Genomic DNA, 23,589 nt, shown 5'->3' with positions numbered 1-23,589 from the left:
ACCTGATCAACCGTTATCCGCATGAGTTCTCTGGCGGCCAGTGTCAGCGTATCGGTATTGCACGCGCCTTGATTCTCGAACCTAAGCTGGTGATCTGCGACGAACCGGTCTCGGCGCTGGACGTGTCGATTCAGGCGCAGGTGGTCAACTTGTTGCAGCAACTGCAGCGTGAAATGGGCCTGTCGCTGATCTTTATCGCGCATGACTTGGCGGTCGTAAAACATATTTCTGATCGCGTGTTGGTCATGTACCTGGGCCATGCGGTGGAACTGGGCACCTATGATGAGGTGTACCATAACCCGCAGCACCCTTACACCAAAGCGTTGATGTCGGCGGTGCCGATTCCAGATCCGGACAAGGAGAAGGACAAGCAGATCCAGTTGTTGGAAGGGGAGCTGCCTTCGCCGATTAACCCGCCATCAGGCTGCGTTTTCCGAACCCGTTGCCCCATCGCCGGGCCGGAATGCGCCAAGACGCGCCCGTTGCTGGAAGGCAGTTTCCGCCATGCGGTGTCCTGCCTCAAGGTCGACCCGCTATAACGCCCGACGTCCGGCAACAAAAAACCCGCCAATATTGGCGGGTTTTTTATGCTGACGTGTGACTCACTCTTTCCACAGAATGTGGCAAAGCTTGTGGTCTTTTTCGCGGCAGAGCAGCACGCGGGCAAAGACGTCGTTGATAGGTTCGCCGTCGCTGTCCGCCAGGCCAATCACGACCTCGGCAAAGAAGTCCGGGTTCAGATCAAAGTCTACATGTTCTGACCAGTCTTCTGCCGGGTCATACAGTTCTGCGCCACCGCGCTCCTCAAACTGTAAGTTGAACAGCAGAATATCCGCCGGATCCAGATTGTCGCCGGCCAACTCCAAAAAGATGTCGTAAGCCTGTTCCAGCGTTTCGTCTTCAGTAAGGCGGTTATTCAAATCCATAATCAAATCCTGATAACAAATGATTTCTCATTATACCCTATGAATTTCAAGTTGCAGCTAGACAACCCGCTCATTCATCCCCAGCCGCTGACTTTCGTCAGTCACTGGGAAGAGTGAGTGAGTTAACAACACTGCAGCTTGAAAGGCGACGAGTATAAAAGATACCCGCTACGGCATTTATAGCAGCGGGCTGAAAAAGTAAAATAGGCGTTCAACAATGCGGTGCCAGAACGGCCGTTTCTGCCATTCTTTGGCGTTCAATAACTGTGAGCGAGCAATATAGTCATCTTGCACACAGGCTAAATCACTGCCGAAACCGTCGTCGTCGATCACCAATGTGATTTCAAAGTTTAACCACAGACTGCGCATGTCCAGGTTCACCGTGCCAACCAGGCTAAGTTGGCCATCGACCAGTACGCTTTTGGTATGCAGCAAGCCACCTTCAAACTGATAAATACGCACGCCTGCTTCCAGCAGCTCGGAGAAGAAAGAGCGACTTGCCCAGCGCACCATGGTGGAGTCGTTATCACGTGGAACAATGATACTGACCTCAACACCACGGAGTGCGGCCGTGCAGATGGCATGCAGCAGGTCGTCACTGGGTACGAAATAGGGGGTGGTCATGATCAACTGCTCACGTGCTGAGTAAACCGCGGTTAGCAGGGCTTGGTGGATCATTTCTTCCGGGAAGCCGGGGCCGGAGGCGATAACCTGAATGGTATGACCGCTTTCCTGTTCGAACGGCATAATATTGACGTCGGGCGGCGGCGGCAGAATGCGCTTACCGGTTTCAATTTCCCAGTCACAGGCGTAAACGATGCCCATGGTACTGGCTACCGGGCCTTCCATACGGGCCATCAGATCGATCCACTGACCGACACCGGCGTCCTGTTTGAAGTAACGTGGGTCAACCATATTCATACTGCCGGTATAAGCAATATAGTTGTCGATCAGCACCACTTTACGGTGTTGACGTAAATCCATTCGACGAAGGAATACACGGAACACGTTAACTTTGAGCGCTTCGACCACTTCGATACCGGCGTTGCGCATCATGCCAGGATAGGGACTGCGGAAAAATTGCAAGCTGCCGGCAGAATCCAGCATCAGACGGCAGTGTACACCACGGCGTGCAGCAGCCATCAGTGATTCGGCCACCTGGTCAACCAAGCCGCCGGGCTGCCAAATATAGAACACCATCTCGATATTATGGCGCGCCAGTTCAATATCACGGATTAACGCTTTTAGCGTTGAATCAGTGGTGGTGAGTAATTGGAGTTGGTTGCCTTTAACGCCGTCAATGCCTTGGCGGCGATCGCACAGTTGGAACAGAGGCCGGGCGACCTCGCTGTAGTCGGTGGCGAAGATACGTTGGCTTTCTTTTAATTCACTGAGCCAGCGTGCGGTAGAAGGCCACATCGCCTTGGCGCGCTCCGCGCGACGTTTGCCCAGATGCAACTCACCAAAAGATAAATAAGCCACGATACCAAACAGCGGCAGAATATAGATAACCAGCAGCCAAGCCATCGCGGATGGCACTGCCCGGCGTTTCATCAAGATACGCAGCGTCACCCCGGCGATAAGCAGCCAGTAACCAAATACCATGAGCCAACTGATTACGGTATAAAATGTTGTCATAAAGGCGAAAAATCCCGTTCGCAAACCACCAATGATGAGTGTACGCACAGAATGGTAAAGGTGAAACCTTTTCTCGGCGCTTATGTTGCAAAAATATGATTACCTTAAGGGACTTGCTGCAAATAAAAAAACATTTTGTCCCGGCTGTCCTGCCACTCAGCGGAGATGAAAAGCGGCGAACTGTGGCTTGGATCGTGCGGTGAAAGGGCTATAATGCCCGCCGTTGGCATTTGACGGACGAGTAGCGAAACGATGAGACGCAGTAGAAACGAGGTGGGGCGCTGGCGGATGTTGCGACAGAGTCAGCGCCGCAGGCATCGCTGGTTGGAGCGCCAGTCATGCAGTAATCGGCATATTATTCGGGTGCGACGCCGCCTGGATGACCAGCACCGGCGTTCATTACTGTTTGTGGTGGCGTACGAGTGGTAAAACGAAAACAGTCCCTGAGGGGACTGTTTTGTTTCGTGCGGTAGGGCTTATTTACCCAAATAAGCGTTAAGCATCCAAACCTGCTTTTCTTGCTCTTTGATGTAGTCGCTCATCAGTGAGGCTGTACCTTCATCACCGGCATCCGCGGCCAGTGTCAGCAGCTCGCGTTGCTGTTGCAATAACACTGAATAACCGTGCAGCAACCCTGTGAGCGTGCCTTTATCATCAGTGACGTTAGTGTCTTCCTTGATGTCGGACGTTTTCAGATAATCGCTGAAGGCATGTCGCGGTTGTGAACCCAGGGTAAGAATACGCTCTGCCAGCTCATCAACTTTGGTCAGCAGATCGTTATAGGTTTCTTCAAATTTGACGTGCAGTTCAAAAAAGTGCGGGCCTGAAATATTCCAGTGATAGCCGCGCACATTCATATACAGCACCTGATAATTCGCCAGAAGCGCATTTAACGCGTCTGATAGCTTTGCCGATTGTTTACTGTCCAGGCCGATATGGTTTTTCGCTGCTTTCTTCGTCGTTGCCATAATAATCTTCTCCTGATTATTTGTTTCGATGATTCACACAATACCCATAACAAACACAGTAACCGGATTTACCTTGTGGTTAAAGACGTTCAAAGGCATCACTGCCATCGCTGAAACCAATACCGGTAAATCCGTAAAGCAAATTGCCAAATCAGTTTAAGCAGAATGCGTTAACAACAAAAGCGGCTTCGTGCCATTACTTGCGCAAGGCCATTTTTGCCACGCCAGCGCCCAACGCCATCAGCAACGCCGCCGCAAACAAAACGACGATGAATGCACGGTCGAAAGCCAGACGCGCAAGGTATTTAAGCTGTGCTGCTTGTTCGGTAGCCAGATTGGCCGCCAATCTTAGGGCTTCATCAATACTGTCGTAGGCGATGCTGCCCACCGATAAATTATCCGGCAGCACCAGGCTATGGCTATAAACAGCCGACATTAATCCACCGAGCAGCGTAATGCCCAGAACGCCGCCCAGCTCGTAGGAGACGTCCTCGATTGATGCCGCCATACCGGACTTCTCTTCCGGGGCATTCAGCATGATGGCGGTTGATGCGGCAGTGATGGCGCCGCCGATACCAAAGCCGGCGATAAACAGGCAAACCAACTGCAGCATCAGGTTGCTTTGATAAAGCAGGGCCAGACCGGCGATACCGAATCCCGTCAGGAGTAATCCGCCAAGTATCATGCTGCGCTCACCGTAGTGCGGTAGCAATAAACCGGCCAGCGGGCCAGCCAAAGCGGATGCCAGTGGGATCGGCAGAATAAACAGCGCGGCCTGTAATGGGCTCAAATCAAGCACTAACTGTAGGCGTTGGGTTAGCACCAATTCCACGCCCACTAGCGCTACCATAGACACCAACGCGACGCCTACACCACCAGCAAACAGCCGGTTCTTGAACAAAGAGAAGTCGATCATCGGGTAGGGCAACCGTCGCTGGCGGCGAACAAACAACCACAGTGCCGTAATACCGATCGCGGCGGCAAGCGCCAATGCAGTAAAGGATGGCGACGCTTTGCTCAACTCTTTCAGCGCATAGATACAGCCCACCAAGCCCGCCATGATCTGTACCGACCCAAGAATATCGTAGGGACGCTCAGTTTCACCGCCGCAATGGGGTATCAACCGCCATGCCAGAGGCAGAACCAGCATAACGACAGGTACGTTGATCAAAAACACCGAGCCCCACCAGAAATACTCCAGCAACACGCCGCCAACCACTGGGCCGATGGCGGCACCACCGGAAGCGACGGCGGCCCAAATACCTATCGCCAAGGCGCGTTCACGTTCGTCGGTAAAAACATGTCGGACGATGGACAGCGTCGCTGGCATCATCATCGCTGCGCCTACCGCCAGGAACACGCGGGCGGCAATAAGCCATTCGGCCGATGGAGAAAAGGCCGCACATAGGGAGGCGATGGCAAAAACAGGCAACCCCGCAATAAACAGCCGTTTATGACCAACGCGATCGCTCAACATACCTGCGCCGGGCAATAAACCGGCGACCACGAGCGGATAGGCATTTACGATCCACAATTTCTGTGACGCGCTGGCATCCAGTGCCTGCGTGAGCCGTGGCAAGGCGGTGTATAACACCGTCATGTCGATGATGATCAAAAATAGCGCGCTGGAGATCATTGCCAGGATCAACCAGCGGTTGTTAACGTGCATAATATTATTCCAAAAGAAGCGGGCGACGCGGATGCGTTGCCATTAGGTAACTACCCGGAGGCTCTGGGTGGTATACTGGTCGTAATATATATCCATACGTATGTATTGAAAAGAGGGTTTATCAATGGGACGTCAACGCAGCATCGATCGTGACAAGGTTTTGGATGTGGCTGAAGCGATTGTCGCTACTCAAGGCGCAGCCGGGCTGACCATTGATTCCGTTGCTAAAGCAATGGGAATTTCCAAGGGCGGGGTGCAATACTGCTTTGGCAGCAAAGATGCGTTGATCGACGCAATGTTTGATCGCTGGGGCAAGGCGTATGACAACGTATTCGATGCTATTGCCGGGGAAAATCCCTCAGCGACAACCACTGTTCAAGCGCATATGCAGGCAACCCGGAGCTCTGATCAAGCTTCCAGCGCGAAGGCGGCAGGGCTGATGGCGACCTTGATCCAAACGCCGGAACATTTAGACAGCACCCGTGAATGGTATCGCAGCAGGATTATCGGTCTGGATTTAACGACCGAAGAGGGTAAGCGTGCCCGGTTGGCTTTCCTGGCAACAGAAGGGGCATTTATGTTGAGATTCTTTGGTCTGATGGACATTGACCAGTCAGAATGGGAAAGCATGTTTGCGGATATGCAGTCAGTGGTATTACAACAGGATAAAAAATAGTTGGGGTTTGGGGGAGTTAACGATTAACGCGGTATGACTTGCCCACCGCGTTAATAATATGATGTTCAGCTATACCGGTATTATTTGTAGGCTACGGCATTGATGGTTTCGAAGGTGGTTTTCCCTTCACGGCCAATAATGACGTAGTACTTGCCGCCTTTTTCATCAACCGCTTTAGACAATCTTGCGTGGTCGATACCCACAGTGTCGTCACCGTCTTGTGAGATGGTAACCGGTCCAATTTCAGTGTGTTTCGCCGCTTCTTCTTTGGTGATTTCGATAGCTGCCATGGAAGAGAAAGAGGCGAATGCCAGTGCTGCCAAGAGATATTTAGTTGCTTTCATCACTGTTCCTTTTGGAAGGTAGAAAGAATCGATAAATTTTGCTCTGACTACGGCTCAAGTGTAGGACAACACGAGGAATATTCCATTCGGCCCAAAAAAGAGGTGGATTTGCCTATCACATCGATAGATGGCGAACCGCGTGGTGAAGAGAGTAACGTTAGCGAACAAGATATTCCCTCGAAGAACCCTTTAGCCAGCCACTCCGTGCTGGCTTTTTTTTGTCCGCAATACAGCGGGAAGGTGATAATGCCTAACCCGCTCAGTGCGACTACACTAGAATACTTGCTTAAAGGGTTTTACCGTTACGTCAGCATATACGCCCGCGGCGACGTAGGGATCTTGCTTAGCCCACGCTTGTGCATCTGCCAATGAGGCGAATTCCGCAATCACGGTGGAACCGCTGAAACCGGCACTGCCAGGATCGTTGCTGTCGATCGCCGGATTGGGGCCGGCAATCACCAATCGGCCTTCATCACGCAGTGCCTGCAGGCGAGCCAGGTGTGCCGGGCGTACCGACAAGCGATTTTCTAATGAGTTGGGTACGTCTTGCGCGTAGATCAGATAAAGCATGTTTCACCTTTAAAATCATTGCTATAGAACGGTGAATTTAAAGTAGCGCAAAAGGGGAGACAAGGGAATGCCAGCCCGCTGGAATTTGCCTATGGCTGGCGCTTATACCTTGAAGCAACTCGCTTTTATTCGTATAGTGCGGCCGCACGATTTACTAGGACAAGGGTTGAGAGGTGAGGAAATGACGGAACTGGTTAGAGATAAACTCGACTTGCCTGAGGGCAAAAGCAAGTTGCTGTTGCATTCTTGCTGTGCGCCTTGTTCCGGAGAGGTGATGGAAGCCATACAGGCCTCCGGCATCGACTACGCCATTTTCTTCTACAACCCGAATATTCATCCTCAGAAGGAATACCTGCTGCGCAAGGATGAGAACATCCGTTTTGCCGAGCAACATGGTGTGCCTATCATCGATGCCGATTACGACACCGATAACTGGTTTGCCCGTGCAAAAGGCATGGAGCACGAACCGGAACGCGGGATCCGTTGCACCATGTGTTTCGACATGCGTTTTGAACGCACTGCACTCTATGCACATGAAAACGGGTACGACACTATTTCCAGTTCGCTGGGAATCTCTCGCTGGAAGAACATGCAGCAAATCACCGACTGTGGCATACGCGCGGCGGAAAAGTACCCAGACCTGGCGTATTGGGATTACAACTGGCGTAAAAAAGGCGGTGCGTCGCGGATGATCGACATCAGCAAGCGCGAGCGTTTTTATCAGCAAGAGTACTGCGGCTGTGTCTATTCATTACGCGATACCAACTTGCACCGTAAAGCGCAGGGAAGACCGCTGATCAAGTTGGGTGTGCTGTATTACGGTGATGAAGAATAGCGCTACATTGGTGAAAGATAACCCGCTAAGGCGGGTTTTTTCGTTTTAATCACCGTAAATCAGGTTAATAAAGCGTGTAAAACCCTCAGTTAAAAGGCAAATGAAAGGTTAATATCCCCATGAGTTTGCAGGTTTTAGCGATGATTAATGACGATTAGAGCGATAGTTTGCCATTCGTTATTGAATATGATTGCTATTTGCATTTAAACTTGGCGAACCAGAGGAAACAGAATCATTATGCCGCTAAAAAAGATGTTCCTTAATCGCCGTTTGTCCGTGCCGATTGTCCTGTCAGTTGGCTTACATAGCGCCCTGGTGGCGGGTTTACTTTATGCTTCCGTCAAGGAAGTGATGGAGTTACCGAAACCTGAAGAGGCGCCAATCAGCGTCATGATGGTCAATACCGCCGCGATGGCGGAGCCGCCACCGCCTGCGCCAGCCGAACCTGAGCCAGAACCGCAGGTTGAGCCTGAACCCGAGCCGGAACCGGAGCCTATTCCAGAGCCGCCACCGAAGGCGATCCTGAAGCCTGAGCCGGTGAAACCCAAACCGAAGCCAAAACCGAAGCCAAAGGTAGAGAAAACGGTTAAGCGTGAACCGCAGAAAACCGAGCCGCGTGAGCCATCGCCGTTTGAAAATAACGAGCCAGCCAAGCCTATCGACAAAGCGCCGGTGAAGCAGGCCCCGTCGGCACCAGTGCAGGGGAACTCACGTGATGTAGGGCCAAGGCCGATCAGCCGCGCCGATCCGATTTATCCGCCACGAGCCAGAGCCTTGCAGATTGAAGGTAATGTGCGGGTGCAGTTTGATATCGACAGTGATGGCCGTGTGAGCAACGTACGTATCCTGTCTGCGGAACCACGTAATATGTTTGAGCGTGAAGTAAAACAGGCGCTGCGTAAGTGGCGTTATGAAGCCAAAGAAGCGAAAGATCGTACCGTAAACATTCGCTTTAAAATTAATGGCACCACGGAATTGAACTGACAGGCTGGTATTGTTAATCAAGATGAAGGGGCGCTACTGCGGCCCTTTTTGTTGGCCCCTGACCGACAACACACGGCGACTGTACTGTCGCTACAATGCAAAACGCCCGATGAAGTTCATCGGGCGTTATAAGGCTGGAAAGTGTTAACCAAAATCAGGGCTAGCCACTGTATCTCAGCTTATTCTTCAAATCCTACGCGGAAGTTCATCTTGCCATCTGGCAGGGCACGTGAATTACCTTCGTCATCCACGGCCACATAGGTAAATACCGCTTCGGTTGCACGGTAGCGCTGACCGATTGGGGCAGAGGACACTTTCTTGACCCACACTTCGATATTGATGGTGATGGAGCTCCGCCCAGTGCGAATGCAGTGCGCGTAGCAACACACCACGTCACCGACTGCGACCGGTTTCAGAAAAGTCATCCCATCGACACGCACGGTGACGACGCGGCCTTCGGCAATTTCTTTCGCCTGAATAGCGCCGCCGATGTCCATCTGCGACATCAGCCAGCCGCCAAAAATGTCACCGTTGGCGTTGGTATCTGCCGGCATCGCCAGCGTTCGCAGCACCATTTCGCCACTGGGTAAAGGTCGTTGTTGAGTCATAGCTGTCTGCTTATCAAGGAAGGGATTTCACTATACTGCCCGTAGCCAAGGTCACGGGCATTAACAATTTTGTAACTATTTTTTCTGTTCTTCTGGCATGTGTCGGTAAATATAAACGCCGCTGAGGAGGGTAAATATCAGCGTCAGTGCGGTCAACCCGAACACTTTAAAGTTAACCCACACACTCTGAGGCAGCCAGAAAGCAACGTAAATATTTGCCAGACCGCAAGCCAGGAAGAATACGGCCCATGCCAGGTTGAGGTTGTTCCAGACTCTATCGGGAAGTGTTATCTCTTTACCCAGCATACGTTGCACCAGCGGCTTTTTGAGCACCAGCTGGCTGATCAGCAACGCCAGCGCGAACAGGCTGTAGATGATGGTTACTTTCCATTTGATAAACAAATCGTTATGGAACACCAACGTCAGGGTACCAAACACCAATACCATCAGGAAGGTGATCAGTGTCATCTTCTCGATTTTGCGGTATTTGAACCAGGTGAACACTAACGCCAGTGCCGTGGCGACAATCAGCGCACCTGACGCAACGTAGATATCGTAGAGCTTATAAAATGCAAAAAAGACAATTAACGGGAGGAAATCAAGAAACTGCTTCATAAATCAATCCATCATCTGTTCATCGGCCGACTATACCGGATTTGGCGGTCTCTGTGTACCGCTGGAAAGTGCTGATTATCGGCGTTTAGCCACGGGATTTCCGCCGTGAAAGCAGGAATTTGCATAAACTTACGATTGAGGTCGCGAGTTCACGGTGGGCAGATTGCCAATGCGGCATTGGCATCGCATGATACGCGTAATAATAGCCGGATAATTTATAACGGAAAACAGTTTATGCAGTGGAAATCTCTCCAGGCGCTAACGCCTGGTTTGACGCATTTATTAGGGTATCAACGCAGTTGGCTTAAACCGGACATACGCGCCGGACTATCCGTTGCGGCTGTGGCCTTGCCGGTGGCGATTGCCTATGCCGAATTGGCAGGTGTTAGCCCAGTCGTCGGGCTTTACTCATGTATTTTACCGATGGTTGCCTACGCATTTTTCGGATCTTCACGTCAGCTTATTGTCGGGCCAGACGCTGCGACGTGTGCGGTGATTGCCGCTGTTGTGACCCCGTTGGCGGCTGGCAACATGGAGCGACACTGGCAATTGACCATTATGATGACGGCGATGATGGGCGCCTGGTGCCTATTGGCCAGCCGCTTCAAGTTGGGTGCGTTAGCCGATTTGCTCTCACGGCCGATACTGAGTGGGTTGTTGAACGGCGTGGCGATTACCATCATGGTCGATCAAATCGGCAAAGTGTTCGGTTTTGGTGTGCACTCGGCGCAATTGATTGAACGTATCTATGCGCTGCCGGGCAATCTGATGCACAGCGATTGGCTGACGATGTCGGTATCGTTGTTGACGTTAGTTACGCTGATCGGGTTCAAAAAATGGCGTCCTAACTGGCCAGCGCCGTTATTCGCTATCGTTCTGGTCACCTTTGCGACCTGGGCTGGTGGATTGCAACAACATGGTGTGGTGACGGTAGGGGGATTCAGTGATGTGTTGCCTATCGTACAGTGGCCAGATTTCCAACCGGGTTTACTGCGTGACATGGTCATTCCGGCGCTTAACCTCGCGGTGGTGAGCTTTGTCAGTATGATGCTGACCGCCCGTAGTTTTGCAGCCAAGAACGGTTACGAGGTTAACGCCGACGCGGAGTTCCGTGCGCTCGGGTTGGTGAATATTGTTTCTGCGCTGTCTCAAGGGTTCGCCATCAGCGGGGCGGATTCGCGTACTGCGGTCAATGATGCTAACGGTGGTAAAAGTCAGTTGGTATCAATCATTGCTGCCGCTGTGATTGCCTTCGTGTTGCTGTTTCTGATGGCGCCGTTGCAGTTTATTCCTGTGGCGGGTTTGGGTGTGGTGCTGATGTATGCTGCTTGGTCTCTGCTGGATATCCGCGGTATCTGGGTCATGCGTCGCCGTAACGCCCAGGCATTCAGGTTGGCGATGTTTACCTTCCTCTGCGTACTGCTGGTCGGGGTGATAAGTGGCATTGGGTTGGCGGTATTACTGGGTTTGATGCAGTTTCTGCGCACGGTCTTCCGCCCGACCGAACAGCTCCTGGGTGTTAATGATGAAGGTATGATCCACTCAATGGGCAACAATAACGGTATAAAGGCGGTGCCCGGGGTGATGATGTACCGCTTCAATTCGCCGCTGACTTACTTCAACGTGGCCTATTTCAAACGGCGGATCCTTAACCTGGTGGACAGCACGCCGTTTCAGCCGCGTTGGGTCGTTGTGGATGCTGTCGCCAGTTTTACCCATGCGGATATCAGTGTATTGGCCGCGATCGACGAATTGAAACGCGATTTATTACAGCGTAACGTTAAGTTGGTGCTGGCGGGGCGGCGAACCGAATTGACACGTTGGTTCCGTATCAATCGCCTGGGGCGCGATCGGGAATTAATCCTGGTGCCGGATTTGTACCTGGCCCTGAAGTTGATTCAGAGCAAGGAGCAGGCAGAGCCTTCTACGGCCCAGTAAGCAAAAAAGGCACGCCGAAGCGTGCCTTTTAGGTCCTGCCGAAAGGTTAGCTGCGCAGCAGCATATACAGACGGAACAGGTAAATCAGCAGCAGTGCGGAAACCAGGTTGCTCAGCGCAGTCAGTACCACGCTCGCGACGTTTGGCGTCAGCACAGAAAGGTGGCTCACCAAAAACAGCACCAGCAGTTTTGCCGCCAGCCAGAGCATCATGGCTGGAACAATTACGCGCGCATTGGCAAATGCCAACTTGCAACTCAGCTTAATCGAGGCAAAGACGCCTTTCTTCTCGGTAGCGGTAATGACCGGCGCTAACGAGAAGGCGATTGCCATGATCACGCCAGGCACGACAAATAGCGTCAGGCCCAGTTGAGTCAACAACGTACAGATAAACAGCAGCAGCAGCAGACGCGGTAGCTCCGGTGCAGAAGCACCAATAGCGCGCAATGCGCTGATACGCTGCCCCTGGGAAACCAGGCGAATCAGCGTCAACATCCCACCTACCAGCAACACATTACCCACTAATGCAGAAAACGTGGCGGCGGCTGAGACCTTCAATAACACCATTTGTTGCTCTGGCGTCATTTGTTGAATGATTTCCTGGATCCCCATACCGGCAGATGCAGCAAAGTCACCTTCCGTTGCGCTCAGAATTTTCAGCTGTTCAACGTCAGGACTGAAAGCCTGATTGAGCAATACAGAAATGAACGCAGTCAACAGCGCCAGCATCAAGATGCTGGTCAGTTGGTTACGGAAAAAATTGAAACTGTCACGGTACAACGTGTTGGCCGTGATAGGCATGCAGACTCCTTGGCATCGAGAAACAGAGATAAATCAAAATCAGTGGGCGATTGTACCCTGTTCCACGTCGCTGTGGCACCCCGCGAATTGCACTACGGCTATTTCTTCGTCGATCGTGACGCTCGGCAAAGACAGCGGCAGGGGAACGGGCAATGGCGGCAGGCCATAACGTTCACGGGCGCGATCGCACGCTTCGTTACGTAGGCCGTTTTCGCCTGATTGGTCGAATTCGCGACAGGGGGTGGGACGATTAAGGTAAATCGAGCAAGAAACGGCTTTGCCGATTTCGCCGTCGAGTGCGGTACAACGTGGGGACTTGCTGTTGGTCCCCTGCATACAGCGCAAGAAGGGGGTTAATGGCTCAGTAAGGGATATAGGAACCACGCCGCCGCCATCTTCCGCTTCGGCCCAATAGAATGATACTCGAAAATAGCCGCAGCACGCGCCGCAACTGACACAGGGATTTAGAATTTCGCTCATCTTGATTGCTCGCCGACTCCTTACGGCACCAACCAAAACCAACACGGAAGATGAAATTACGCAGCGGCGTTTTTTTTAGCAACTGAAATTTAAACATGTGGATAATTTGCAACAAAAGGCGTTTTTTGATTCAGATCAATCCTTGATTTATTAGTCCTTTAGGTAACCTTGTTTTTAGTAGGAATTAAAACTTTTACACATAAGATGTGATCTCGATGGGATCATAAATACCCGTAAGTAGGTATATTCCCCCTGGATGATAACCACACAAATGGAATGGATAATGAAAAAGACAACTCTGGTGGTATTGGCGGCGATGATGGCGCCGATGTTGGCAAGTGCACATCAGGCAGGTGATTTTCTTTTCCGCGCTGGCGCTGCAACGGTGCGGCCAAATGCCGGATCGGACGACGTATTGGGGCAGGGCTCATTCAGCGCCGATAACAACACCCAACTTGGCCTGACCTTCGGCTATATGGTTACCGACAATATTGGTGTCGAATTGTTGGCAGCAACGCCGTTTCGTCACAAGGTCGGGCTGAATGGTTCGGCAGTGAACGGTGATATCGCGACGGTACGTGATCTCCCCCCGAGCTTGATGGCACAGTACTATTTTGGCGACAAGCAAGACAAACTGCGTCCCTATCTTGGACTGGGTGTTAACTACACCACTTTCTTTGATGAAAAATTCAATGACAACGGTAAAGGTGCTGGGCTGAGCAACCTGAGTCTCAAAGATTCTTGGGGCGTGGCTGCGCAAGCGGGCCTGGATTACAACCTGGATGAACACTGGATGCTGAACATGTCAGTGTGGTGGATGAACATCGAGACCAAAACCCGCTTTGACGATGCGGACGGTAATCACCACAGCATTGATACGCGTTTGGATCCGTGGGTGTTTATGTTCGGGGCAGGTTATCGCTTCTGACAGGTGTGAAACAGGGAGGCGCATGTTGCGCCTCCGTTTTTTTATCGCTACTTGATTTGCATAACGTTATCAACGGATTTCACACCCGCAACACCACGCGTGACCTGCACAGCGCGGTTGGCATCGGCGCTTGAGCTAACAAAGCCACTCAGTTGTACACGACCTTTAAAGGTCTCAACGCTGATTTCGGTAGACTTGATGGTTTTATCCGCCAGCAGTGCTGACTTCACCTTGGTAGTCACTACCGTATCGTCAATATAACCGCCAGTCCCTTCAGATTTCGCTGTTGGCGCGCAGGCACTCACTGCGAATGCCACAACGGCTGCCATGCATAAGGCTGAAAGGGTTTTAAATAGCTTCATAAATTACTCTCCATGCAATGTTATTGTTGAAACTACATTCGGGTTTTCACCTGAAAACGTAACGCACTCCTAAAAATACTGAAATGCCCGACGCGCAAGGTTAAGTGTGAGACAAGAATTGGGTTTGTACAAATTGTTGGTGTAAAAAAAAAGCACAAGTTTGATAGGAAACAAGATGTTAACAACGGGCGCGATCCACTGCACCCGTTGTTAATGGGATTAAGCCCGTGTTGCTGCTTTCATTTCACTGACAAAGGTTGCCAGTCGTTTCAGCATTTCTGCCGGTTGGTCCTGGTGCTGTTCGATAATCTTAACGATTGCCGAGCCGGAAATTGCGCCAGCAGCCCCGGCTTGCAGCGCATCGCGTACCTGCGTCGGTTCAGAAATACCGAAGCCCTGCAGGGGCGGCGCGGCATGATACTCGCGCAGCTTGTTTACCAGGTGATGAAGTGGCAACTGTGCGCGGCTTTCGGTTCCGGTGACGCCTGCACGCGACAGCAGGTAGGTGTAACCTCTACCGTGTGAGGCAATTTCACGCAGCAAGTCGTCGTCTGCATTTGGCGGACAGATAAAGATAGGCGCAATGCCATGGCGGGTGGCCGCAGCGCGGAAAGGGGCTGACTCTTCATAAGGCACATCGGCAATCAGCACCGAATCAACGCCTACCTCGGCACAGCGCTGGTAAAACGTATCGATACCTTTATGGAAGACCAGATTGGCGTACATCAACAGACCAATAGGGATCGTTGGGTGTTTCTGACGAATAGCGGCCAACATTTCAAAACATTGGGTTGGCGTCACGCCAGAAGCAAAAGCGCGAAGTGCTGCACTTTGAATGGTTGGGCCGTCAGCCAGCGGGTCCGAAAACGGAATACCCAGCTCTAACGCGTCTGCACCGGCCTCAACCAGAGTATCAATGATCTGTAATGACAGCGCCGGGTTTGGATCACCGAGCGTCACGAACGGGACGAAAGCGCCTTCCTTATGACTTGCAAGGCGGTCGAACAGTTGCTGGTAACGTTCCATCAGATTTCTCCCCGAGCTTTCAGAATGTCGTGAACGGTAAATATGTCTTTGTCGCCACGTCCGGACAGGTTAACCACCAGTATCTGTTCTTTTTGCGGCGTTTCACGGATCATTTTCAGTGCATGCGCCAACGCGTGGGAAGACTCCAGAGCCGGAATGATACCTTCACTGCGCGAAAGCGCTTTGAATGCATCCAGGGCTTCGTCATCGGTAATCGACACGTACTCCGCACGACCAATACTGTTCAAATAAGCGTGCTGTGGCCCGACTGAAGGGAAGTCCAACCCGGCAGAAATGGAGTAGGACTCCTCAATCTGGCCTTCGGAGGTCTGCATCATCGGCGCTTTCATGCCGAAATAGATACCGACATGACCGTGTTTCAATGGTGCACCGTGTTGACCGGTTTCGATCCCCAGACCGGCAGGCTCTACGCCGATAAGACCCACGCTGGCATCATCGATAAAATCGGCAAACATACCGATAGCGTTGGAACCACCACCAACACACGCCAAGACGGCATCCGGCAGGCGGCCTTCGCGTTCCAGCATCTGTGCTTTGGTTTCTTCGCCGATCATGCGCTGGAATTCACGTACAATGGTTGGGTACGGGTGTGGGCCTGCAGCGGTACCCAACATATAGTGGGCGGTTTCGTAACTGCCAGACCAGTCGCGCAACGCTTCATTACAGGCGTCTTTCAGTGTGGAAGATCCACTGTGAACCGGGATTACCTCTGCGCCCATCAAACGCATGCGGAATACGTTGGGTGACTGACGTTCAATATCTTTGGCACCCATATAGATGCGACACTTCAGGCCGAGCAGGGCACACGCCAATGCCGAGGCCACGCCATGTTGGCCTGCACCGGTCTCGGCAATGATCTCTGTTTTGCCCATGCGTTTCGCGAGCAGTGCCTGACCCAACACCTGGTTGGTTTTGTGAGCGCCACCGTGCAGCAGATCTTCACGTTTCAAGTACAGCTTGGTTTTAGTTCCTGCGGTGAGATTCTTGCAAAGTGTTAATGCCGTAGGGCGGCCTGCGTAGTTTTTCAGCAAGTCGATAAATTCAGCCTGAAATTCCGGATCGCGCTGTGCGCTTACAAAGGCTTCTTCAAGTTGTTTTAAGGCCGGCATCAGAATCTGTGGCACATATTGGCCACCAAATTCGCCGAAGTAGGGGTTAAGCAGCGTCATTATAGTTCCCGTTATTATCCGTTAATAATGTTCAGTAAGCGCGCAACGTCTGGAAAACCGCCGTCAGACGGGCAGGATCCTTAATACCGGGTTGGCTCTCAACGCCGGAATTAAAGTCCAAACCGGCACAGCCGAGTTTGGCTGCGTCAACGCAATTGTCGGCACCCAGACCCCCTGCAAGCATGACGTTATCCAGGTTTTCACCCTGCAGCACCGACCAGTCGAAACGCTGGCCAGTCCCACCCGCACCGTTATCCAGCAGATAGCGATCGACGTGCTTCAAATCGCGCTTCGGTAAATGGTCTTTCACGCTCAGTGCTTTCCAGATTTGGCAGTCGTTCGGCAACTCGGCACGCAGGGCGGTGATATAGTTTTGATCCTCCGCCCCATGCAGTTGCACGGCTCTCAAGCCCAGACGTTCAACGGTTTGTACTACAGTCTCTACCTGCGCATCGCAGAACACGCCGACATACTTCAGCGGTGCACCGGAAATAACCTCACGGGCACGGTTGATATCGACATAGCGTGGTGAGCGCCCGACAAAAATCAGCCCGCCGTAGACGGCCCCAGCCTGGTAGGCAGCGGCGGCATCCTGGGCGCGGGTCAACCCGCAGACTTTATTGTCCCCTAAAATCACCCGGCGCACGGCGGCACGCAGATCGCTTTCAGACATCAACGCGCTGCCGATCAAGAAACCGTTGGCAAAGTGGCTTAGCTCGCGGATCTGGCCGTAATTGTTGATGCCGGACTCGCTGATCACCGTCACACCCTGTGGGACGCGTGGCGCAAGCTGGCGAGTACGATCCAGATCGATACTCAGGTCACGGAGATCGCGGTTGTTGATACCGACCACGCGCGCTTCCAGAACAATGGCCCGCTGCAGTTCTTCTTCGCTGATCACTTCCGTCAGTACGCCCATGTTTAAGCTGTGTGCGACAGCGGCGAGCTGACGGTATTGGTCGTCGTTAAGCACTGAAAGCATCAGCAAAATAGCGTCGGCTTGATAGAAACGCGCCAGGTAGATCTGATACGGGTCGATAATAAAATCTTTGCACAATACGGGCTGTGTGACCGTCTTGCTGACCAGCGGCAGAAAATCGAAGCTACCCTGGAAGTATTTTTCATCGGTCAGAACTGAAATCGCCGAGGCGAAATCCTTGTAGACCGAAGCAATCTCGACAGGATCAAAATTTTCGCGAATCAGGCCCTTTGAAGGGGATGCCTTTTTACATTCAAGAATAAACGCCGTTCTGGTTCCCTGTAGCGCATGGTAAAAATCACGCTCGCTTGGGACGATTTCATTTTGAAAGCTGGCCAGTGGCTGTTGTTGCTGTCGTGCTGCGACCCATTGCGCTTTATCACGAACAATCTTGTTGAGCACGGTTTCCTGCATCATTTATCCTCTTGCTGCCAGTGCGGTAACGCGCTCGTAAGCTTGCCCGCTGTGAATCATGTCCAGTGCCTGCTGCGCATTTTGGCGCAGGTCTTCATGCCCGAATAACTTCAGCAGCAGCCCCACGTTAGCGGCTACCGCAGCGGCGTGAGCCGGGTCACCTTTACCTTGTAACAACCGTGCCAGAATGTCACGATTTTCTTCGGGTGAGCCGCCCAGCAGGGCTTCCAGCGGATAGCTTTGCAACCCAAAGGATTGCGGTGTTAACTGGTAGCTCTCAATTTCACCGTTGTTCAATTCGGCCACATGGGTAGTGGCATGAATCGCCACTTCATCCATTCCGCCGCCGTGTACCACGGCCGCTCGCTGGTAACCCAATACGCGCAGTGTTTCAGCTATAGGCAGCACCAATTCTGGGCTGTAAACGCCGATCAGTGCCAGCGGTGGGCGAGCTGGGTTAATCAGCGGGCCCAGCACATTGAATACCGTGCGGGTTTTCAACTGCTGGCGTACGGGCATCGCATGGCGGAAGCCGGTGTGGTACTGCGGCGCAAACAGGAAACAGACGCCCAACTCGTCCAGCGCTTTACGAGCCTCATCCGCCGGCAGATCCAGGCGAATACCAAATGCCGCCAGCAAATCTGATGAACCAGACCGGCTGGAAACGCTGCGATTGCCATGTTTGGCTACTTTGGCGCCACACGCCGCCGCTACAAAGGCGCTGGCGGTGGAGATATTAATGCTGTTAGTGCCGTCGCCCCCGGTGCCGACGATATCGGCAAACGGGTAGTCTGGACGAGGAAATGGCAGCGCATCGGCCAGCAGTGCTTTGGCTGCCCCGGCAATCTCTTCCGGGCGCTCGCCGCGAATTTTCATGCTGATCAGCGCCGCTGCCAGCTGGCTTGGTTCTAACTCACCGCGAACGATGGCGCTGAATAATTGCTGGCTTTCCTGCTGGTTCATCGATTCTGAACGGTACAATTTTTCAAGAATAGTATGCATGGTCGTTTCCCTCGTTATTTCGCCAGCGCCCAGGCCAGAGTTTGCTCAAGCAAACGCGCGCCATGGGTGGTCAGGATCGATTCTGGATGAAACTGGAAACCGCATACGCGATGCTTGTCATTACGTACTGCCATCACCATGTCGTTAAAATGGGCGTTAACCGTGAGCCCGGCTGGGATCTTGCTGCCTACCAGTGAATGGTAGCGCGCCACCGGCAATGGATTCGCCATGCCGGTAAACATGCCTTCGCCATCGTGGCTAATTGCTGACGCCTTGCCGTGCAAGATCTCACCGGCTTGGCCTACGTGGCCGCCGTAGGCTTCAACAATCGCCTGATGCCCCAGGCAGATACCAATAATAGGCAGGTGGCCGCGCAAGCGTTGTAACAGTTCAGGCATACAGCCCGCTTCAGACGGTGTACCTGGGCCCGGTGATAGCATCAGAACCGGCTGTTCTAACTGCTGCAGACGCTCAATAATCACATCGGCAGAAATCTGGTTGCGGTAAATCACCACCTGATGGCCGCTGGCGCGCAGCTGATCGACCAGGTTGTAGGTGAAGGAATCAACATTATCGAGCAGTAAGATATCGGCCATCAGAACACCTCCTTGGCCTGATGCGCACTGGCAATGGCACGCAGCACGGCACGTGCTTTATTACGGGTCTCATCGGCTTCCGCCTGAGGAATAGAGTCCAACACCACGCCAGCGCCGGCTTGCACAGTGGCAATCCCGTCTTCAACATACGCGGAGCGGATGACAATACAGGTATCCAAATCACCGGTAGCGGTGAAATAACCCACCGCACCGCCGTAGCTGCCGCGGCGGGTGCCTTCAGAGGCAGCGATCAGCTGCATGGCACGTACTTTTGGGGCGCCGCTTAACGTACCCATGTTCATGCAGGCCTGATAGGCATGCAGCACGTCAAGGTCAGCACGCAGGGTGCCAATCACTCGAGAAACCAGGTGCATGACAAAAGAATAGCGGTCTACTTTGGTCAAATCGGCCACGTAGCGGCTGCCGGCCTGGCAGATGCGCGCTAAATCGTTGCGAGCCAGGTCGACCAGCATCAAATGTTCGGCCAACTCTTTGTGGTCGGTGCGCATTTCGAGTTCGATACGGCTGTCGAGATCCAAATCCAGCGACCCATCGGCGCGACGGCCACGCGGGCGGGTGCCGGCAATCGGATAGATCTCGATCTGACGGTTGTTGGCGTCGTATTTCAGTGCACTTTCAGGTGAAGCACCAAACAGGGTGAACTCATCGTCCTGCATAAAGAACATGTACGGGCTTGGGTTATTGTCTTTCAGCGTCTGGTAGGCTGCCAGCGGGGCTGGGCAGGGCAGCGAGAAACGACGTGAGGGGACCACCTGGAAGATTTCGCCCTGACGGATGGCCTGTTGCAATTCACTGACCACTGCGCCGTACTCTTCATCGGTCTGGTTGCAACTCAGTTGCATGTCTTCGAGTTTCTGATGAGGAATGGGTTGCGGTGTCTGCTTCAATTGAGCCTGTAGCTGTTCCAAACGTTGTTGCAGACGCTGTTCTTCTGCGGCGTCAGCAGTGAAGACACTGGCCTGCAGGCGCGCAACGCCGCGCTGGTGATCCAGCACCAGCAAGGTTTCCGCCAGGTAGAAACAGAAATCAGGGCAACGTTGATCTTGACGCAGTTCAGGCAGGTCTTCGAAACCGGCAACCAGATCATAGGCAAACAGGCCGCCGAGCATCACCGCTTCACGTTCGTCTGCGGGAGAGTCGACCAGTGTGACTAAGGTGCGCAGTGCATCAAACACCGACAGTGAACGCAGTCGTGCGTCTTCGTCCTGAATAGCATCAATCAGCGGGAAGGTCAGTTCACGGCCGTTAGGACGCACCTGAATCTGCACTTCGGCGGGCAATGCTTCATCCAGCAATGGCAACATCGCGGCGCCGTTAGCCGTCAGTGCTTGCAATGTGACGGTGCGCCCCAGTGCGGTGATGCGTAAAGCGCTGTCGATCACTAACAAGCTTTGCAGGTTTTGCTTGCTGTTGATTTCTGCTGACTCTAACAGCAGGGTTGCCGGGCGCGCGCCGCACAACTGATGAAAAATGGTGGTGGGATCGCCCCGGTAACTGGCCTCCGCCTTCAGTAATTTGAGCTGTGGTTTGATGTTCGTCATGGGAGTTCCAGTTAAAATTTGTCCAAAAAAAAGCCCGCGTTACCAGCGGGCTTAGGGAATCTGCAGTGTCAGATGACAGGTATGCGTGATTACTCCGCCCGAAAAAGGGAAGTACGCCACCAACGAAGAAGAGAAGTTTGCTTAGTCATTTCTGTGCTCTCTTGTTTATCATCCAACCAGGGATATGCCCTGAACTTGCGTACTAGTTAACTGGTTCGCGAGAATAAAGTCAACCCTCTTTTCGTACAATGTTTTATCGCTAAGTGTGAATTATTTTCATTAAGCTGAAACGGCAGCGCGTCATAATAGATTTCCGTCCAACGGGCGATCGCGGGTATGATAGAAAGCCAAGCCATTGCCGGATATTTCTTTTGACAGACAGCAGCCCCCAGCCCTCCGCATTTACTCTCTACGATCTCCACAGCCATACTACCGCTTCTGACGGCTACCTTACGCCGGCGCAGTTGGTGCAACGTGCGGTTGAAATGCGGGTGGGTGTTTTGGCGATAACCGATCATGACACCACAGATGGTTTGGCCGCCGCAGCGGCAACCATTGCTGAGTTGTCCCTTCCGCTGCAGTTGGTCAATGGTGTGGAAATCTCCACGTTGTGGGAAAACCATGAGATTCATATCGTCGGTTTGGGTATTGAAACCCGGCACCCGGCGATAGTACAACTGCTGTCCGAACAGACAGAACGCCGTAACCTCCGTGCACAGGAAATAGGAGCACGATTAGCCAAAGCCCGTATCGAAGGGGCATTTGAAGGGGCGCAAAAATTAGCCGACGGCGGGGCAGTGACCCGCGGGCATTTTGCGCGTTATCTGGTGCAAATTGGTATGGCGGACAATATGGCTCAGGTATTCAAGAAATACCTGGCGAAAGGCAAAACCGGTTACGTTCCGCCACAGTGGTGTACAATAGAACAAGCCATTGATGTGATTCATCAATCCGGCGGTCAGGCAGTGATCGCGCATCCGGGCCGTTATGATCTGACGGCAAAATGGTTGAAGCGGCTGTTTGCGCATTTTGCCGCACATGGCGGTGACGCGATGGAAGTGGCCCAATGTCAGCAAGCACCGCATGAGCGTTCGCTGTTGGCAAAGTATGCGCAAGAATATCAATTACTGGCGTCGCAGGGGTCTGATTTCCATCAACCCTGCTCGTGGATCGAACTGGGCCGTAAACTGTGGTTACCCGGTGGGGTTGAACCCGTGTGGCGTGACTGGCCGCAACCGCAACTGGCTAAAGTCGATTGATTTAACGTGGGCGATGCCGCCCGCGTGCATCATTTTAGGAGCAAGTCATGAGTCAGCTTTTTTATATTCACCCAGACAACCCACAGCCACGTCTTATCAATCAGGCAGTGGATGTACTGCGTAAAGGGGGCGTGATCGTCTATCCCACGGATTCTGGTTATGCACTGGGCTGCAAGCTGGAAGAAAAGTCGGCGATGGAACGTATCTGCCGTATCCGTCAATTGGATGGTAATCATAACTTTACGCTGATGTGCCGCGATCTGTCTGAATTGTCGACTTACGCTTACGTCGACAATACCGCGTTCCGGCTGATCAAAAATAACACGCCGGGCAACTACACTTTTATCCTGAAAGCGACCAAAGAAGTTCCGCGGCGGTTGATGAACGACAAGCGCAAAACCATCGGTTTGCGCGTGCCCTCGAACCCGATTGCGCTGGCATTACTGGAAGTGCTTAACGAGCCAATGATGTCGACTACGTTGATGCTTCCGGGTAATGATTTTGCCGAGTCCGATCCGGAAGAGATCAGCGAACATTTGGGAAAACAGGTAGATCTGGTGATCCACGGTGGTTTCCTGGGCCAGCAGCCTACCACGGTGATTGACCTGACGGAGTCCGCACCGGAAGTGGTACGCGAGGGCGCCGGTGACCCAACGCCCTTCCGCTGATGCATTGCCATAATGTTTGCTCATTTTCTGAAAAGTGACTGAAACGGCGTCATTTATCGGTAAAACCGCTATCCTACAATATCAAAAATTGATAATTAGGCAGGATGCGTAGCGATGATTAAATGGGTTTCTTTATTGGCGGCGTTATTATTTTCTTCTGTGGCCAGCGCGGGGTTTTATTCCGGTAGCGCTTTGCTGTCTGAAACCAGCGGCTATGTGAAAAATAAAAGTGGGGCAGCTACCGTCGCTGAAGCTCTCGATGCGGGGATGTTTATGGGGTACGTTGCAGGCGTGTTTGATACCTTTTCTATGCAAGGTAACCGTAGTATTTGTCCGGAAGCGGGCATGAGCGTAGGCACGGCTTCGGATGCGGTTATGCAGTATTTAAATGAACATCCGGAGCAATTGCATTACTCCGCACCGTCGGTGATTATGCTGGCGTTAACCGCCGCTTACCCTTGTGCACGGCATTAACGTTGTCCGTTTAGTGCGTATTTTTTCATTAGGTGCGATGCTTTTTCTTTAGCATTATTTCCAATAGATGAAATTGATA

The 23,589-nt window shown here is 52.5% G+C and carries 25 protein-coding genes, 1 pseudogene and 1 other annotated feature; of the genes and pseudogenes, 10 read left to right on the top strand and 16 right to left on the bottom strand.

The genetic code is table 11. From position 1 onward, the window contains the following. On the top strand, positions 1-539 hold a 539-nt coding region (locus AC2FC2_RS12870; protein WP_490659336.1), incomplete at its 5' end, for an oligopeptide/dipeptide ABC transporter ATP-binding protein. A gap of 63 nt (positions 540-602) precedes the next feature. Here AC2FC2_RS12870 and AC2FC2_RS12865 read toward each other — a convergent pair. Both AC2FC2_RS12865 and cls read right to left on the bottom strand, forming a co-directional pair. Then, positions 603-926: an HI1450 family dsDNA-mimic protein gene (locus tag AC2FC2_RS12865; protein ID WP_004945300.1), complete on the bottom strand. Its 324-nt coding sequence runs from the start codon at positions 924-926 to the stop codon at positions 603-605. 177 nt (positions 927-1,103) lie between these two features. Further along, positions 1,104-2,564 carry a cardiolipin synthase gene (cls, locus tag AC2FC2_RS12860; RefSeq protein ID WP_209633868.1) on the bottom strand — a complete coding sequence of 487 codons (1,461 nt, stop codon included), beginning with the start codon at positions 2,562-2,564 and terminating at the stop codon, positions 1,104-1,106. Positions 2,565-2,816: 252 nt separating this feature from the next. Between cls and AC2FC2_RS12855 the strand changes: the two genes are divergently transcribed. Then, positions 2,817-2,993, top strand: a complete 177-nt coding sequence (locus AC2FC2_RS12855) for a YciY family protein (protein ID WP_071593055.1) — start codon at positions 2,817-2,819, stop codon at positions 2,991-2,993. A 47-nt stretch (positions 2,994-3,040) separates the two neighbouring features. On the opposite strand, the gene AC2FC2_RS12850 is transcribed toward AC2FC2_RS12855, so the two are convergent. Beyond that, a complete protein-coding gene (locus tag AC2FC2_RS12850; protein WP_209633867.1) occupies positions 3,041-3,532 on the bottom strand; it encodes a Dps family protein in 492 nt (163 codons plus the stop codon). Positions 3,533-3,728: 196 nt separating this feature from the next. Further along, a complete protein-coding gene (locus AC2FC2_RS12845; protein ID WP_490659335.1) occupies positions 3,729-5,201 on the bottom strand; it encodes an MFS transporter in 1,473 nt (490 codons plus the stop codon). A 124-nt stretch (positions 5,202-5,325) separates the two neighbouring features. Between AC2FC2_RS12845 and AC2FC2_RS12840 the strand changes: the two genes are divergently transcribed. Beyond that, positions 5,326-5,877: a TetR/AcrR family transcriptional regulator gene (locus AC2FC2_RS12840; protein WP_209633862.1), complete on the top strand. Its 552-nt coding sequence runs from the start codon at positions 5,326-5,328 to the stop codon at positions 5,875-5,877. Between the two features lie 80 nt (positions 5,878-5,957). Here AC2FC2_RS12840 and AC2FC2_RS12835 read toward each other — a convergent pair whose 3' ends face one another. Both AC2FC2_RS12835 and AC2FC2_RS12830 read right to left on the bottom strand, forming a co-directional pair. Then, positions 5,958-6,221, bottom strand: a complete 264-nt coding sequence (locus AC2FC2_RS12835; protein ID WP_209633860.1) for a DUF1471 domain-containing protein — start codon at positions 6,219-6,221, stop codon at positions 5,958-5,960. 273 nt (positions 6,222-6,494) lie between these two features. Further along, entirely contained in the window at positions 6,495-6,791 is a 297-nt protein-coding gene (locus AC2FC2_RS12830; RefSeq protein ID WP_209633858.1) for a YciI family protein, read from the bottom strand. Positions 6,792-6,972: 181 nt separating this feature from the next. Here AC2FC2_RS12830 and AC2FC2_RS12825 point away from each other — a divergent pair, with 181 nt between their 5' ends. Together AC2FC2_RS12825 and tonB are read left to right on the top strand one after the other, a co-directional pair. Further along, on the top strand, positions 6,973-7,626 hold the full coding sequence (locus tag AC2FC2_RS12825; RefSeq protein ID WP_209633856.1) for an epoxyqueuosine reductase QueH: 654 nt from the start codon (positions 6,973-6,975) through the stop codon (positions 7,624-7,626). Positions 7,627-7,863: 237 nt separating this feature from the next. Beyond that, on the top strand, positions 7,864-8,610 hold the full coding sequence (tonB, locus tag AC2FC2_RS12820) for a TonB system transport protein TonB (protein WP_209633854.1): 747 nt from the start codon (positions 7,864-7,866) through the stop codon (positions 8,608-8,610). Between the two features lie 179 nt (positions 8,611-8,789). Here the strand turns inward: tonB and yciA are convergent, their stop codons facing one another. Together yciA and AC2FC2_RS12810 are read right to left on the bottom strand one after the other, a co-directional pair. Next, positions 8,790-9,218, bottom strand: a complete 429-nt coding sequence (yciA, locus tag AC2FC2_RS12815) for an acyl-CoA thioester hydrolase YciA (RefSeq protein ID WP_012145405.1) — start codon at positions 9,216-9,218, stop codon at positions 8,790-8,792. A 75-nt stretch (positions 9,219-9,293) separates the two neighbouring features. After that, complete coding sequence (locus tag AC2FC2_RS12810) at positions 9,294-9,833, bottom strand: septation protein A (protein WP_037415874.1); 540 nt, start codon at positions 9,831-9,833, stop codon at positions 9,294-9,296. A 234-nt stretch (positions 9,834-10,067) separates the two neighbouring features. Here AC2FC2_RS12810 and AC2FC2_RS12805 point away from each other — a divergent pair, with 234 nt between their 5' ends. Beyond that, positions 10,068-11,771, top strand: a complete 1,704-nt coding sequence (locus tag AC2FC2_RS12805; protein WP_490659334.1) for a SulP family inorganic anion transporter — start codon at positions 10,068-10,070, stop codon at positions 11,769-11,771. Between the two features lie 46 nt (positions 11,772-11,817). On the opposite strand, the gene AC2FC2_RS12800 is transcribed toward AC2FC2_RS12805, so the two are convergent. Together AC2FC2_RS12800 and AC2FC2_RS12795 are read right to left on the bottom strand one after the other, a co-directional pair. Then, positions 11,818-12,570, bottom strand: a complete 753-nt coding sequence (locus AC2FC2_RS12800; RefSeq protein ID WP_037415868.1) for a YciC family protein — start codon at positions 12,568-12,570, stop codon at positions 11,818-11,820. Between the two features lie 39 nt (positions 12,571-12,609). Further along, positions 12,610-13,050, bottom strand: a complete 441-nt coding sequence (locus AC2FC2_RS12795; protein ID WP_209633847.1) for a YkgJ family cysteine cluster protein — start codon at positions 13,048-13,050, stop codon at positions 12,610-12,612. Between the two features lie 283 nt (positions 13,051-13,333). Between AC2FC2_RS12795 and ompW the strand changes: the two genes are divergently transcribed. Further along, the gene (gene ompW / locus AC2FC2_RS12790; protein ID WP_115185164.1) at positions 13,334-13,978 is read left to right on the top strand and encodes an outer membrane protein OmpW; all 645 of its coding nucleotides are present in this window, start codon (positions 13,334-13,336) and stop codon (positions 13,976-13,978) included. A gap of 47 nt (positions 13,979-14,025) precedes the next feature. Here ompW and AC2FC2_RS12785 read toward each other — a convergent pair whose 3' ends face one another. The 6 genes and pseudogenes from AC2FC2_RS12785 to AC2FC2_RS12760 form a co-directional block, all read right to left on the bottom strand. Beyond that, a complete protein-coding gene (locus AC2FC2_RS12785; protein ID WP_209633845.1) occupies positions 14,026-14,340 on the bottom strand; it encodes a BON domain-containing protein in 315 nt (104 codons plus the stop codon). A gap of 219 nt (positions 14,341-14,559) precedes the next feature. Next, the gene (trpA, locus tag AC2FC2_RS12780) at positions 14,560-15,366 is read right to left on the bottom strand and encodes a tryptophan synthase subunit alpha (protein ID WP_209633843.1); all 807 of its coding nucleotides are present in this window, start codon (positions 15,364-15,366) and stop codon (positions 14,560-14,562) included. Continuing rightward, complete coding sequence (gene trpB / locus AC2FC2_RS12775) at positions 15,366-16,556, bottom strand: tryptophan synthase subunit beta (protein WP_006321162.1); 1,191 nt, start codon at positions 16,554-16,556, stop codon at positions 15,366-15,368. Before trpB ends, trpA begins: the two co-directional genes overlap by 1 nt. 31 nt (positions 16,557-16,587) lie before the next feature. Beyond that, the gene (gene trpCF, locus AC2FC2_RS12770) at positions 16,588-17,949 is read right to left on the bottom strand and encodes a bifunctional indole-3-glycerol-phosphate synthase TrpC/phosphoribosylanthranilate isomerase TrpF (RefSeq protein ID WP_490659341.1); all 1,362 of its coding nucleotides are present in this window, start codon (positions 17,947-17,949) and stop codon (positions 16,588-16,590) included. A gap of 3 nt (positions 17,950-17,952) precedes the next feature. After that, positions 17,953-19,547, bottom strand: a pseudogene (gene trpD / locus AC2FC2_RS12765) (bifunctional anthranilate synthase glutamate amidotransferase component TrpG/anthranilate phosphoribosyltransferase TrpD). Next, entirely contained in the window at positions 19,547-21,109 is a 1,563-nt protein-coding gene (locus AC2FC2_RS12760) for an anthranilate synthase component 1 (RefSeq protein WP_490659333.1), read from the bottom strand. The pseudogene trpD and the gene AC2FC2_RS12760 overlap by 1 nt, the downstream one beginning before the upstream one ends. A gap of 24 nt (positions 21,110-21,133) precedes the next feature. Continuing rightward, positions 21,134-21,237, bottom strand: a sequence feature (Trp leader region). A 243-nt stretch (positions 21,238-21,480) separates the two neighbouring features. Between AC2FC2_RS12760 and rnm the strand changes: the two genes are divergently transcribed. From rnm to AC2FC2_RS12745, 3 genes are all read left to right on the top strand, one after another. After that, entirely contained in the window at positions 21,481-22,368 is an 888-nt protein-coding gene (rnm, locus tag AC2FC2_RS12755) for an RNase RNM (protein WP_209633836.1), read from the top strand. 47 nt (positions 22,369-22,415) lie between these two features. After that, entirely contained in the window at positions 22,416-23,036 is a 621-nt protein-coding gene (locus tag AC2FC2_RS12750; protein WP_209633835.1) for an L-threonylcarbamoyladenylate synthase, read from the top strand. A gap of 114 nt (positions 23,037-23,150) precedes the next feature. After that, positions 23,151-23,510 (top strand): Rap1a/Tai family immunity protein, encoded by a 360-nt coding sequence (locus AC2FC2_RS12745; protein WP_209633832.1) that lies wholly within the window; start codon positions 23,151-23,153, stop codon positions 23,508-23,510. The last annotated feature ends 79 nt before the right edge of the window (positions 23,511-23,589 follow it).

The organism is Serratia sp. CoH_122_TC_1 (assembly GCF_058191755.1).
This window is presented reverse-complemented; position numbering and strand designations above follow the sequence as displayed.

Excerpts from the sequence above, each read along its gene's own strand:
- AC2FC2_RS12865 (WP_004945300.1), bottom strand. The coding sequence starts at position 926 with ATGGATTTGAATAACCGCCTTACTGAAGACGAAACGCTGGAACAGGCT.
- cls (WP_209633868.1), bottom strand. The coding sequence starts at position 2,564 with ATGACAACATTTTATACCGTAATCAGTTGGCTCATGGTATTTGGTTAC.
- AC2FC2_RS12855 (WP_071593055.1), top strand. The coding sequence starts at position 2,817 with ATGAGACGCAGTAGAAACGAGGTGGGGCGCTGGCGGATGTTGCGACAG.
- AC2FC2_RS12850 (WP_209633867.1), bottom strand. The coding sequence starts at position 3,532 with ATGGCAACGACGAAGAAAGCAGCGAAAAACCATATCGGCCTGGACAGT.
- AC2FC2_RS12845 (WP_490659335.1), bottom strand. The coding sequence starts at position 5,201 with ATGCACGTTAACAACCGCTGGTTGATCCTGGCAATGATCTCCAGCGCG.
- AC2FC2_RS12840 (WP_209633862.1), top strand. The coding sequence starts at position 5,326 with ATGGGACGTCAACGCAGCATCGATCGTGACAAGGTTTTGGATGTGGCT.
- AC2FC2_RS12835 (WP_209633860.1), bottom strand. The coding sequence starts at position 6,221 with ATGAAAGCAACTAAATATCTCTTGGCAGCACTGGCATTCGCCTCTTTC.
- AC2FC2_RS12830 (WP_209633858.1), bottom strand. The coding sequence starts at position 6,791 with ATGCTTTATCTGATCTACGCGCAAGACGTACCCAACTCATTAGAAAAT.
- AC2FC2_RS12825 (WP_209633856.1), top strand. The coding sequence starts at position 6,973 with ATGACGGAACTGGTTAGAGATAAACTCGACTTGCCTGAGGGCAAAAGC.
- tonB (WP_209633854.1), top strand. The coding sequence starts at position 7,864 with ATGCCGCTAAAAAAGATGTTCCTTAATCGCCGTTTGTCCGTGCCGATT.
- yciA (WP_012145405.1), bottom strand. The coding sequence starts at position 9,218 with ATGACTCAACAACGACCTTTACCCAGTGGCGAAATGGTGCTGCGAACG.
- AC2FC2_RS12810 (WP_037415874.1), bottom strand. The coding sequence starts at position 9,833 with ATGAAGCAGTTTCTTGATTTCCTCCCGTTAATTGTCTTTTTTGCATTT.
- AC2FC2_RS12805 (WP_490659334.1), top strand. The coding sequence starts at position 10,068 with ATGCAGTGGAAATCTCTCCAGGCGCTAACGCCTGGTTTGACGCATTTA.
- AC2FC2_RS12800 (WP_037415868.1), bottom strand. The coding sequence starts at position 12,570 with ATGCCTATCACGGCCAACACGTTGTACCGTGACAGTTTCAATTTTTTC.
- AC2FC2_RS12795 (WP_209633847.1), bottom strand. The coding sequence starts at position 13,050 with ATGAGCGAAATTCTAAATCCCTGTGTCAGTTGCGGCGCGTGCTGCGGC.
- ompW (WP_115185164.1), top strand. The coding sequence starts at position 13,334 with ATGAAAAAGACAACTCTGGTGGTATTGGCGGCGATGATGGCGCCGATG.
- AC2FC2_RS12785 (WP_209633845.1), bottom strand. The coding sequence starts at position 14,340 with ATGAAGCTATTTAAAACCCTTTCAGCCTTATGCATGGCAGCCGTTGTG.
- trpA (WP_209633843.1), bottom strand. The coding sequence starts at position 15,366 with ATGGAACGTTACCAGCAACTGTTCGACCGCCTTGCAAGTCATAAGGAA.
- trpB (WP_006321162.1), bottom strand. The coding sequence starts at position 16,556 with ATGACGCTGCTTAACCCCTACTTCGGCGAATTTGGTGGCCAATATGTG.
- trpCF (WP_490659341.1), bottom strand. The coding sequence starts at position 17,949 with ATGCAGGAAACCGTGCTCAACAAGATTGTTCGTGATAAAGCGCAATGG.
- AC2FC2_RS12760 (WP_490659333.1), bottom strand. The coding sequence starts at position 21,109 with ATGACGAACATCAAACCACAGCTCAAATTACTGAAGGCGGAGGCCAGT.
- AC2FC2_RS12750 (WP_209633835.1), top strand. The coding sequence starts at position 22,416 with ATGAGTCAGCTTTTTTATATTCACCCAGACAACCCACAGCCACGTCTT.
- AC2FC2_RS12745 (WP_209633832.1), top strand. The coding sequence starts at position 23,151 with ATGATTAAATGGGTTTCTTTATTGGCGGCGTTATTATTTTCTTCTGTG.